Annotated in this window: 10 protein-coding genes; 1 reads left to right on the top strand and 9 read right to left on the bottom strand. The window is 63.0% G+C overall.

The window, feature by feature from the left end; translation table 11 throughout:
* The 9 genes from miaB to L0G76_RS10480 form a co-directional block, all read right to left on the bottom strand.
* On the bottom strand, positions 1-1488 hold a 1488-nt coding region (gene miaB, locus L0G76_RS10520; protein ID WP_304357191.1), incomplete at its 3' end, for a tRNA (N6-isopentenyl adenosine(37)-C2)-methylthiotransferase MiaB.
* 39 nt (positions 1489-1527) lie between these two features.
* Positions 1528-2301: a regulatory protein RecX gene (locus L0G76_RS10515; protein ID WP_304357190.1), complete on the bottom strand. Its 774-nt coding sequence runs from the start codon at positions 2299-2301 to the stop codon at positions 1528-1530.
* A complete protein-coding gene (recA, locus tag L0G76_RS10510; protein ID WP_304357189.1) occupies positions 2282-3388 on the bottom strand; it encodes a recombinase RecA in 1107 nt (368 codons plus the stop codon). The genes L0G76_RS10515 and recA overlap by 20 nt, the downstream gene beginning before the upstream one ends.
* 464 nt (positions 3389-3852) lie before the next feature.
* Positions 3853-4080, bottom strand: coding sequence for a DUF3046 domain-containing protein (locus L0G76_RS10505; protein ID WP_304357188.1), 228 nt, complete (start codon positions 4078-4080; stop codon positions 3853-3855).
* Positions 4080-4409 (bottom strand): helix-turn-helix domain-containing protein, encoded by a 330-nt coding sequence (locus tag L0G76_RS10500; protein WP_092107390.1) that lies wholly within the window; start codon positions 4407-4409, stop codon positions 4080-4082. The genes L0G76_RS10505 and L0G76_RS10500 overlap by 1 nt, the downstream gene beginning before the upstream one ends.
* A gap of 196 nt (positions 4410-4605) precedes the next feature.
* Positions 4606-5130, bottom strand: coding sequence for a CinA family protein (locus tag L0G76_RS10495; protein ID WP_304357187.1), 525 nt, complete (start codon positions 5128-5130; stop codon positions 4606-4608).
* Between the two features lie 4 nt (positions 5131-5134).
* Positions 5135-5857 carry a CDP-diacylglycerol--glycerol-3-phosphate 3-phosphatidyltransferase gene (gene pgsA / locus L0G76_RS10490; protein ID WP_304357186.1) on the bottom strand — a complete coding sequence of 241 codons (723 nt, stop codon included), beginning with the start codon at positions 5855-5857 and terminating at the stop codon, positions 5135-5137.
* A 111-nt stretch (positions 5858-5968) separates the two neighbouring features.
* Positions 5969-8719, bottom strand: a complete 2751-nt coding sequence (locus L0G76_RS10485; protein ID WP_369696179.1) for a DNA translocase FtsK — start codon at positions 8717-8719, stop codon at positions 5969-5971.
* A gap of 426 nt (positions 8720-9145) precedes the next feature.
* Complete coding sequence (locus L0G76_RS10480; RefSeq protein ID WP_304357184.1) at positions 9146-9703, bottom strand: ArsR/SmtB family transcription factor; 558 nt, start codon at positions 9701-9703, stop codon at positions 9146-9148.
* Between the two features lie 158 nt (positions 9704-9861).
* Between L0G76_RS10480 and L0G76_RS10475 the strand changes: the two genes are divergently transcribed.
* Entirely contained in the window at positions 9862-11205 is a 1344-nt protein-coding gene (locus L0G76_RS10475; protein WP_304357183.1) for an MFS transporter, read from the top strand.
* Positions 11206-11418 lie beyond the last annotated feature (213 nt).

Genomic DNA, 11418 nt, shown 5'->3' with positions numbered 1-11418 from the left:
GGTGCGGATGGTCGGCATCCCCAGATTCGTGGATCCGCCGTCAGTCTGGCCCGGCACCGGGGCACCGCAGCTGTCCGCCTGGGCGCGGTCATAGGCATCGCCTGCTCGCGAAGGTCGCACCGCGAAGCCGGAGTCGGCCAAGAGGAAGTAGGGTTTGGCGTCCGTGACGGTCGCGGTGACGAAATCACCGGGGCGCGGCATTTCGGCTCCCTCGGGGATGCCGACGTGGACGAGCCGGTTGTCCGCCGAGCGGCCGCTGAGGCGTGGTGAGTCATCATGGGGTCTTTTCGTGACCAGGACTTCCACCTCACGGCCGATCTGTGCGGTGTTCTCCTCCCAGGCGATTTCGTCCTGGAGCGCGGTCAGCCTCTCGAAGCGCTCCTGCACGATGTGCTTGGGTATCTGATCGTCCATCGTGGCGGCCGGGGTGCCGGGACGGATCGAGTACTGGAAGGTGAAAGCCTGTGAAAAACGAGCACGGCGGACGATGTCCATAGTGCCGAGGAAGTCTTCTTCTGTCTCCCCGGGGAATCCGACGATGATGTCGGTGGTGATCGCTGCGTGGGGGATCTTCTCACGCACCGAATCGAGGATGCGCATGAATCTGCTGGTGCGGTAGGAGCGGCGCATGGATTTGAGGATCGAGTCGGATCCCGACTGCAGCGGCATGTGCAGCTGGGGCATGACTGTCGGTGTCTCGGCCATTGCGTCGATCACGTCATCGGAGAATGACGCCGGATGTGGGCTGGTGAAGCGCACACGTTCGATGCCCTCGACCTTGCCCACTGCACGCAGCAGTTTCGCGAATGCGCCCTTGTCCCTGAATTCCGCACCGTAGGAGTTCACGTTCTGGCCCAGAAGCGTGACTTCGACGACTCCGTCGGCGACGAGTGCTTCGACCTCGGCGAGGATGTCTCCGGGCCTGCGGTCCTTCTCTTTGCCGCGGAGGCTGGGCACGATGCAGAACGTGCAGGAGTTGTTGCATCCGACCGAGATCGAGACCCACCCGGAATGCTGGGACTCTCGACGACTGGGCAGGGTGGAGGGGAAGACGTCGAGGCTCTCGAGGATCTCGACCTGGGCTTCCTCATTGTGTCGCGCTCGTTCCAGCAGTGCCGGCAGCGATCCCATATTGTGGGTGCCGAAGACGACGTCGACCCACGGGGCCTTCTTGACGATCGCGTCCCGATCCTTCTGCGCCATGCAGCCGCCGACGGCGATCTGGAAATCGGGGTTGCGTTCCTTGACATGGGCCAGCTGACCGAGGTTGCCGTAGAGACGGTTGTCCGCGTTCTCGCGGACTGCGCAGGTGTTGAAGACGATGACGTCGGCCTGGTCATCGGTCTTCGCGGGAACATAGCCTGCATCATCGAGAAGCCCGGAGAGTCGTTCGGAATCGTGGACGTTCATCTGACAGCCGTAGGTCTTCACCTCGTAGCTGCGGGGTGACTTCTCGGTGGCGGTGGGTGCATCAATCAGTTCAGTCATGGCGCAACTATTCTAGCTGTTGTCTGTCGTCGGCGGTGTTCAGTCCTCGGCGAGGACTTCGCGTGTCACTTTGAGGCAGACCGAGGATGCGAATCCGCGTCGCGCGAGCATACCCAGGATCCGACGTTCGCGGACTTCGTCATCGAGTCCGCGACTCGATGCGGCCTTCTTCTCTGCGACCTGTCGGGCGAGATCCTCTTCCCCATCCACGTCTTCGACTGCGCCGGAGACGATGTCGGCAGACAGTCCCTTCTTGTTCAGTTCTCGCTTGAGCGCCGTGCGAGACAGCTTTCGCCGCTCCCGGTGAGCGCGCACGTAGCGGTGCGCGAATTCCTCATCGTCAAGGAGCCGGGATTTCTGCAGCTTCGCAATGAGCTCGTCGACGGCTTCCTGGAGGAAGTCGCGTTTGAGCAGCTTGTCACGAAGCTCACCGCTGGCGTGATCGCGCATCGCCAGCATGTTCATGGCCGTCTTCTTCGCCTTCGCATAGGAGGCGTCGAAATCCTCGGCATCATCGTCGCCGTCATCGTCGAATGACAACGCGTCGGCGAAGTCCGGCGCCGAAGACGCAGCCGGGCCGGCAGACGCCGAAGACGCAGCAGAACCCGGGAACGCGTCGACGGTGTCTTCGGCTGAGAGCCCGGCGAAATACCCGGACTCCCCCTCGGCGTGCCGTTGATCGATCTCCGTGATGGCATCGCGCAGCTCGGTCAGCTTCGCCGTCTGTGTGCCTGATCCCGCCAAGTCGTCACTGGGTCTCGACTCGGCGAGCTCGCTGTCGCGATCGATCGGGTCAGGAGATTTCGACGTCATCCGACTTCGAGGTCTCTGCTGTGGTGTCCTCTTCCTGCTCGCCCTCTTCCTCGGGCTCGTCGACCTTGATCAGACCCATCTTGTGCTTGATCTTGAGTTCGATCTCCTCGGCCAGCCCTGGGTTGTCGCGCAGGAAGTTCCGCACGTTCTCCTTGCCCTGACCCAGCTGATCACCGTCGTAGGTGAACCACGAGCCGGACTTGCGGATGATGCCGTTGTCGACGCCCATATCGATGAGGCTGCCCTCACGGGAGATGCCGTGGCCATAGATGATGTCGAACTCGGCCTGCTTGAACGGCGGCGCGATCTTGTTCTTGACGATCTTGGCACGGGTGCGGTTGCCGACCGCGTCCTGGCCCTCCTTCAGGGTCTCAATGCGTCGCACGTCGATGCGCACGGAGGCGTAGAACTTCAGAGCCTTACCACCGGAGGTGGTCTCTGGGGAGCCGAAGAAGACGCCGACCTTCTCACGCAGCTGGTTGATGAAGATTGCGGTGGTCTTCGACTGCGCCAGTGCGCCCGCGATCTTGCGCAGTGCCTGCGACATCAGACGCGCCTGGAGGCCCACGTGGCTGTCACCCATCTCGCCTTCGATCTCTGCCTTCGGCACGAGGGCCGCGACGGAGTCGATGACGATGACGTCGAGTGCTCCGGAGCGGATGAGCATGTCGGCGATTTCCAGCGCCTGCTCACCGGTGTCCGGCTGAGACACGAGGAGCTGGTCGGTGTCGACGCCGAGCTTCTTCGCGTACTCCGGGTCAAGCGCGTGCTCAGCATCGATGAATGCTGCGATTCCGCCCGTCTTCTGGGCATTGGCAACAGCGTGCAGTGCCACCGTGGTCTTGCCCGAGGATTCCGGGCCATAGATCTCCACGACACGGCCGCGCGGCAGTCCACCGATGCCCAGGGCGATGTCGAGTGCAATGGAACCAGTGGGGATGCAGGCGATCGGCTCGCGCACCCCTTCACCCAGACGCATGATCGCGCCCTTGCCGTAATTGCGGTCGATCTGCCCCAGCGCGGCGTCGAGTGCCTTCGACTTGTCGCCGCCGGTTGGGATCTGCAGGTTCTTCGGTGTCCGAGCCATGATCTCTCCTAAAAGTATCGTTTTCCGTTGAGACCAAGGCTAGAAGGTGGCACTGACATAACAACAGAGGAACGAATTCCCCCGTGGACAATCAGCCACTCATGGTCACAGGTCCCGTGATTCCCTACCAGCATAACCGACATGGGAACAAGTGTTCTATATGACGGCGCGTGTCGCACCACTTTGCTCGCGGTGCCACTCCGACACCTTCCCGGCCCCGCACCGACACCTTCCCGGTGCTGCACCGACACGCGAAGGACTCACGGACACCGGAGGACGCTGCTCCCGTTTCGGGCAGGAGCGCTGGTCCGGAGCGCGAGGCAGAAGCGCAGTGACGTCATCGTGCGAGCCGGGGTGGGCATGCCCGAGGGATCCACGCCTGCGCAATTGCGCTCCATCATCGCCAGGCTCATCGTCATGAGCTCATCGCCCCGAGGCAAGCACGTGGTCACAGAAGAGCAGCCTCAGAAGGGACGTGAGCGGGGTTTCTCTTTGCCCAGGCGACGTGACTCGGGCACACCAGAGGCATCGCAGACGGCAATCCAGATGTCGCGGGGTTCGATACCTGCGCGAAACGCCTCTTCGGCAGTTCGGGAACCCAGACTGCTCAGCGCAAGATCCGTATGCAGCGAAGCAGCACGGGCCTCGCCGAATTCCTCATTCATGAGAACCCAGTAGAGGGTGTGGCGCATTAGGGCTTAGCTGCCAGTCGCGGCATCGAGTATCCACCTGGTCGACCGAGGATCTTGTCGGAGAGTTCCTGTGGAATGGTGTCGGGAATCTCGACGCCCTCTTCGAGCGCGAATCGATCGGAAACCGATGACAGCAACGCCGACAAAGGCAGATCGAGGGCTTCGCAGATCGCGGAGAGGAGTTCCGAGGAGGCTTCCTTCTGACCGCGTTCGATCTCGCTGAGGTACCCCAGCGAGACGCTGGCTCCCATGGAGACATCGCGCAGGGTCCTCCCCTGGCGCCGGCGAACAGAACGCAGTGCGTCACCGATTTCAACTCTCAGTAGCATTGCGCGTCCCTCCTTTTGTCTCCGCGAATCGTCTTGACGGTGTCCTCAACTTTACAGCCCAGTCGTTGCCGAGCGCCAACCTGGGTGCGTGACCTGATGATTTTGCCAGTCCATTCGAAGCTGCCGGTGCGTGTTCGTCCAAGTGCCATTACCTGCTCAACTTCACCGAGGCTCAACTTATTCCGCGGCGGCGCGATCATGATTCTTCATCGCCCTTCGCTTCGGGCCCGAACGCCAATCGTGCGACGAAGTCGTCGAGGTCCGACATCATGGCGGCGACTGTCAGGCTGCGGATCGTGTCTCGGTCCCCGGCGAAATGGTGCTCGCTGACCTGCGCCTTTCCGGCGAAGGCGATGGCGGTGTAGACGAGGCCGACCGGCTTGTCGTCCTGAGGCTCCGGGCCGGCGACGCCTGTACAGGCGATTCCGATGTCTGCAACGCACTCTCTGGCCGCACCGGCCGCCATCTGAGCTGCGACGACCTCGTCGACGGGGCCGGCCGTGTCCAACTGCTCGGCGTCGACTCCGACAAGGCGCGATTTGAGGTCGGTGGCGTAGGTGATGACTCCGCCCCGCACGACGGCGGAAGCTCCGGGGACGTCGACGAGGGTCGCGACGAAACGGCCGCCGGTCAGCGATTCCGCGGCGGCGATCGAGAGTCCCACCTGTGTGCAAGTGGTGATGAGATGCTGACTTCGGGAGAGGAGTTCCGTGGAGTTCACAGGCTCAGTTCACGTCCCTGTCGGAGGGCCCACCATCACTATCGGGCCCACCGTCGTCAGGGCCCTCGTTCCCAGCACTGTCACCGGCAGCGCCGTCGGACGCACGCGAGCCCCGCGCGAGTTTTGCGGCTTGGACACAGTAGTCGACTCCCGTCACGACGGTGACGACGATGGCGGCAGCCATGACCACCCAGGCAAATACGACCAGTGCCAGATGCACGCCCTCGGGAACAACCTCGGCGAGCGGAGTCACGAGAAGGAAGAGTCCGATCGCGACGGTCTGCAGCACCGTCTTGATCTTGCCGCCTCGGGACGCGGGCATGACGGCGATACGGATCATCAAGAAGCGCAGGACGGTGATGCCCAGTTCGCGGATGAGGATGACGATGGGAACCCACCAGGGGAGCACATCAATCACAGCCATACCGATGAGCGCGGCTGCCATCAGTGATTTGTCGGCGATCGGGTCGGCGATCTTTCCGAAGTTCGTGATGAGGTTGTATTTGCGTGCCAGATCTCCGTCGATCTTGTCCGTGGCCATCGCCAGCAGGAAGACAATCAGCGCCCACCACTGCATGCTCGCATCCTGGCCTCCGTCGGTCAGGAGAAGGACGAGGAAGACGGGGACGAGCAGGATCCGGAGCACGGTCAGTGCATTGGGAACATTCCACGGGCTGGGCTCGGCCGGTGCGTGTCCCGGGGCGCTGTTCTCTGGTCGATCATTCACGCATCAACCCTATCCGAATGACATGTGAAAGGCGTGGAGCCGAGCGCTCGTTTCAGCACTCGGCCCCACGCCTCACTCAGCTCTGCCACGCCCGTGGTCGGGCAACCGGACTCAGCGCCCTGTCAAAGACCAGGCGTCTTCACCGCTGGCTTCGACGACTTCCAAACCCGTCTCGGGGTCGACCTCGCCGACCCGCAGATCAGCGGAGTGACCGACGCCCGTCGAGTAGCGGTCGCCGCCTGATCGTGCCGATGGTGCCGAGGCGCCGGACCTCGAAGCCCCGATGTCCTCAAACTCTTCGTCGTAATCCGCTGCCGCAGACGCCTGCTCGCTCGCATCATGAGCAGATCCGGTAGAACTGCCGCCGTCTCCGCTGGGCCCTGATTCCGGTTCCTCGTCCGGCGGGGTCTCACCCTTGATGATCGCCAGCGTCCCCGGCAGATCCTCGGGACGGACCAGCACGTCGCGGGCCTTCGACCCCTCGGAAGGTCCGACGATGCCTCGTGATTCCATGAGGTCCATGAGGCGTCCGGCCTTGGCGAACCCGACGCGCAGTTTGCGCTGCAGCATCGAGGTCGACCCGAACTGGGTGGTCACGACCTGCTCTGCCGCCTGGAGCAGGAGCTCGAGATCGTCGCCGATCTCCTCGTCGATCTGCTTCGTCGGCTTCTCCACCGCGACGTCTTCGCGGTAGTTGGGTGTGAGCTGACCCTTGACGTGTTCGACGACCTTCTCGATCTCCGACTCGTTGACCCAGGCACCCTGGACACGCATCGGCTTCGCGGCACCCATGGGCAGGAACAGTGCGTCGCCCTGTCCGATGAGCTTCTCCGCACCCGGCTGGTCGAGCACGACTCGGGAGTCGGCCAGGGACGAGGTGGCGAACGCCAGACGTGAGGGCACGTTGGCCTTGATCAGGCCGGTCACGACGTCGACGCTGGGCCGCTGTGTGGCGAGGACCAGGTGGATGCCGGCTGCACGTGCCAGCTGGGTGATGCGCTGAATCGAGGCTTCGACGTCACGCGGTGCGACCATCATCAGGTCGGCGAGCTCGTCGACGACGACCAGCAGGTACGGGTAGGGCTGCAGGACCCTTTCGGACCCGGCCGGCGGCTGGACTCGCCCTTCGCGCACAGCCTTGTTGAACTCGTTGATGTGCTTGAACCCGTAGTTCGCGAGGTCGTCATAACGGGCGTCCATTTCGCGCACAACCCATTCCAGCGCCTCGGCGGCCTTCTTGGGGTTGGTGATGATCGGGGTGATCAGGTGCGGGATGCCCTCGTAGATCGTGAGTTCCACGCGCTTGGGATCAACGAGGATCATGCGCACCTCGTCAGGGGTCGCACGCATCATGATCGAGGTGATCATGGAGTTCACGAAGCTCGACTTACCGGCACCGGTGGCGCCAGCGACCAGCAGGTGGGGCATCTTCGACAGGTCGGCGACGACGAATCCGCCCTCGACGTCCTTGCCCACACCCATGACCAGGGAGTTCTCGGTCTTGCGTGCGGCCTTCGAACGCAGCACATCGCCGAGGGCGACGTTCTCACGGTCGGAGTTCGGAATCTCGATGCCGATCGCCTTCTTGCCGGGAATCGGCGAGAGGATGCGGACATCGGCACTGGCCACCGCGTAGGCGATGTTCTTGCTCAGCGCCGTGACCTTCTCCACCTTGGTGCCCGAGCCGAGCTCCACCTCGTAGCGGGTGACCGTTGGCCCGCGCGAGAAACCGGTGACCTCCGCGGCGATCTTGAATTGCTCGAGGACGTCGCGCAGCGCTTCGACGACGCGGTCGTTGGCCTCGGAGCGCTCCTTCGCGGGCGGACCGGGCATCAGGTTGTCCGAGTTCGGCAGCGTGTAGGTCACATCCCCGGCCAACGTGAGCTGCTCGACACGTTCAGGCAGCTGTTCCGTCGCTGGGGGTGCCGGATTGTTCGTGACAGGCACCGACGCCGAGGCGGCTCCCGACGTGGTCTTGTTCGCCGCCGTGGCAGCGTCATCGTCCATGCCGATGGTCTTCTTCAGCGCGGCCGTTTCCTGCTCGGCCTTCGTCGGCCGACGTTCACCGGGCTTGAACTGAGGCCGTTCGATGACCGTGGTGTCGGCCTCTTCATCATTGACATCGTTTTCATGGATATAGGCCTTGTCGTAGGCCTTGGTCGCGGTGTCGTCGTCGGCTCGCTCCCCCTCGGGGACGTCGGTCTTCTTCTTCCGCGACCGGCGTTTGGACCCCATGACGGGTTTGAGGCTGGAGGTGCGCGCATTGTCGGCGACCAGGTCGGTCGAATCCGGCTCGTTGCCGTCTTCCGGGCGCGCTCCCCCGGTCAGACGCAGGTAGAGCGCTGTCAGTCGTTTCGGAATCGAACGCACCGGTGTGGCGGTGATGACCAGCAGCGAGAAGATGCCGAGCAGAACGAGCAGCGGCACCGCCACATAGACGGTCGTTGCGATGACGAGTGGCGAGGAGATGACGAACCCGAGTGCACCGCCGCCATTGGCCATGGCCTCACTGGAGTTGGTGAATGTTGGATTGCCTGCGGCAATGTGGGCCAAGCCCGAAGCGGAGAGAAGGAGGAGGATGATGCCGATGAGGATCCGGTTGTTGCCCCGGTTGTCCTCGCCACGGAGGAACAGGCGAATCGCATAGCAGGTGAAGATCGCCGGCAGGGCCAGGGCGACTCGACCGAAGGTGCCTTCGACGACGCCGCGGACGCCTTCGCTGACCGCGCCGGGGATGTTCCACCACTCGAAGGCCGCGATGACGATGGAGAGACCGATCAGGAAGAAGGCAGTGCCGTCTCTCTTCGTCGGTGAATCGGTCGGTTCGTCACTGAGGACTTTTCGCGCACGGTTTCCGGCCATGTGGGACACTCCCCTCCACGCACCGGTGACAACGTTTGTCCCGGGGTCTTTTTTCCCCGCTTGCCCGGTCCGACCAGCAGGTTTGCGCGCTGAGCCTTTTCCAGTACCAGAAGCGGGGGAAGTCGTTCTGGTCGCCATGTTCCCAATCTTAGGGCGATTATGCGCTCCTGCCCAGTAAATCCGCAGGATTCGGCGCGCCGTCAGCCTGTCTGTGCAGCCGCGTTAGATGGTCGTTCTGGGCTGATCCGCCCGAGGATTTTCAGCCCGGAACGACCACCTAACGCACCTGGTTCAGACTTTCCGCATCCCACATCCACCGCCGAGGTGGCTCCGAGCTCCGCGACCATCGCCGCATAGGCCCCGAGGTCGTCCCGCTCTGGCCCCTCGGAAACGTCGTAGATCGCCGCGCAGCGCGTGTCATGAGAGCTATCGCTCATGTTGCTCTGGTGCATGACTGCTCGGGTGCAAGGCGATGAACAGTCCCCACTGTTTGGCTTCCGGCTTCTTACGGCGGGAGCGGAACTCTTCAAAGAGGGCATCGATGCGGCCGCGGAACTCCTCAACCTCATCATCGGTGAGCATCGCCGCCATCCGCCCCATCGTCCGCTCCGCGTAGGGAGCCGCAGTGAATTCGGCGGTGAAGGCCTCGATCATCGGGTTCGTCACGTCGCCGACATCGATGTACCAGCTCTTGCCTGTCGCTAGGTAGGGGATCTCCCGCGCACCTCGGCGACCCCGCCTCGGCTCCTGCGCCTCGAGGAAACCCGTGTCGGCGAGCATCCGCACATGGTGAAGCGATGTCGCAGGGTTGAGGTCGGTCGCCTCGGCGATCTCGCGATTGCTCAGCGCCTCGTCGAGGCACAGCCGCAGGATGCGAATGCGCAGACTCGAGGCCAAGGCCTTCGCCTCAACGTCGGTGGCATCACGGCGTTCGACGGCTCGCGCGACGGTCCGCGCTGTATTTTCGGCGCGCTCAGCATTCATACCTCAACGCTAACGAGCGATCGGGAGAAGTCAATTGGTCACCTCACAGTGATTGACTTGTCTCAATCACTTCTGACAGACTTCCGATTGAGAGCTCTCAATCACTCTTGATCTGCTCTCCCCGTCAGATCAGCGACACCCCGACTCAAGGACGAGCCATGGCCACACCCGACCCCGCACCGTCGAGACGCTCACCCCTGTGGGCCCATCGCGACTTCATGAAACTGTGGGCGGGCGACACCGTATCGGTGTTCGGTTCTCAGCTCGTCTTCTTCGCACTCCCCCTCATCGCCGTCAGTCTCTTAGACGCGAACGCCTTCCAGATGGGGCTTCTCGCGACGCTGGAATCGGCAGCTTTCCTCATCATCAGTCTGCCGGCTGGTGCTTGGATCGATCGGCTGCCGAAGAAGATCGTCATCGTCTCCGGCGACATCGTGCGCGCTGCCATCCTGCTGACGATCCCGCTGGCCTGGGCTCTCGGCGCTCTGAGCATGTTCCAGCTCTATCTGGTGGCGGCAGGAGTCGGGATCGTCACCGTCTTCTTCGACATCGCCAATCAGTCGTATCTGCCCGAAATCGTCGATGGCGGATCCATCGGAGACGGCAACGGCAAGCTTCAGGCCAGTCAGCAGACAGCGGGAGTCGTCGGACCGACCTTGGCCTCAGGACTCGTCGCCGCCATCGGAGCCCCACTGACAGTGGGCCTGACCAGTGTCTGCATGAGCCTGTCGAGTCTCTTCGTCAGCAGAATCCGCCACCGTGAAGCACCGCCGGAACCGGCGACCCGCACCGGCTTCATCTCCGAGATCCGTGAAGGACTCGGCTTCGTTCTCGGGCACAACCTGCTGCGCCGGATCACCGCATGCACGGGCCTCACGAACTTCGCAGCCTCGGGCATCTTCGCCCTCCTGGTGCTGTTCGTGCTGACGACCCTGGAACTGAGCCAAGTTCAGCTCGGCATCATCATGTCGGCCAGTGCGATCGGGGGAATCCTCGGTGCCCTCAGTGCCGCCTCGGTGCAGACACGACTCGGCGAGGGAACGAGCATCTCAGTGTCCGCAATGCTCGGTGGGTTGAGCTTCTTCGGGATGCCTCTGGCCACGGTTCTGCCGGCCTTCCCGACAATGCTCGTAGCCAGTCTTGTCACCGGCTGGGCGGTCGTCGTCTACAACATCGCCCAGGTCAGCTTCCGCCAGCGCCTGTGCCCGAAGCCGCTGCTGGGACGCATGAACGCTTCGATTCGGTTCCTCGTCTGGGGGCCGATGCCGCTGGGTTCATTGCTCGCCGGGATCCTCGGTGACAGGCTCGGCGTGTCCACGACGATGTGGATCCTCGCGGCCTGTTCGCTTGCCGCGTCGATTCCTGTGCTCGTGTCCCCGCTCCTGCGGATGCGTACTCTTCCGCGCGAGCTGGACCTGCTTGGTGCCGCCAGTGACGCCGACAGCCCGGGTTGCACCGGTGCCGCGGACGAAGCCGACTCTGCCGGGGACGACCGGAAATAGTCAGGTTCCGAGTTGCGAGAAATCTGATCGTGACGACAGCCATCCTGTCTACTGTGAGATGAAGGGCGCGCACGACCCAGAGCACGCAGGCACAGCTATGAAAATCCAACCAACTTGAATGGTTCGTGATTCCAGAATCCGTTGCGAAATGTGATTACGTCTGACCTGAGATCGAGCGTGCTGTATGCCGGCAATTCGGTCATAGAGACACCC

This window comes from Brevibacterium picturae, from assembly GCF_030453725.1.
In the GTDB taxonomy this organism is placed as follows: Bacteria; Actinomycetota; Actinomycetes; order Actinomycetales; family Brevibacteriaceae; genus Brevibacterium; species Brevibacterium sandarakinum_A.
This window is presented reverse-complemented; position numbering and strand designations above follow the sequence as displayed.

Coding starts and splice junctions, on each gene's coding strand:
- L0G76_RS10485 (WP_369696179.1), bottom strand. CDS start 8,719: ATGGCCGGAAACCGTGCGCGAAAAGTCCTCAGTGACGAACCGACCGAT.
- L0G76_RS10505 (WP_304357188.1), bottom strand. CDS start 4,080: ATGCGCCACACCCTCTACTGGGTTCTCATGAATGAGGAATTCGGCGAG.
- L0G76_RS10475 (WP_304357183.1), top strand. CDS start 9,862: ATGGCCACACCCGACCCCGCACCGTCGAGACGCTCACCCCTGTGGGCC.
- L0G76_RS10500 (WP_092107390.1), bottom strand. CDS start 4,409: ATGCTACTGAGAGTTGAAATCGGTGACGCACTGCGTTCTGTTCGCCGG.
- L0G76_RS10480 (WP_304357184.1), bottom strand. CDS start 9,703: ATGAATGCTGAGCGCGCCGAAAATACAGCGCGGACCGTCGCGCGAGCC.
- L0G76_RS10515 (WP_304357190.1), bottom strand. CDS start 2,301: ATGACGTCGAAATCTCCTGACCCGATCGATCGCGACAGCGAGCTCGCC.
- recA (WP_304357189.1), bottom strand. CDS start 3,388: ATGGCTCGGACACCGAAGAACCTGCAGATCCCAACCGGCGGCGACAAG.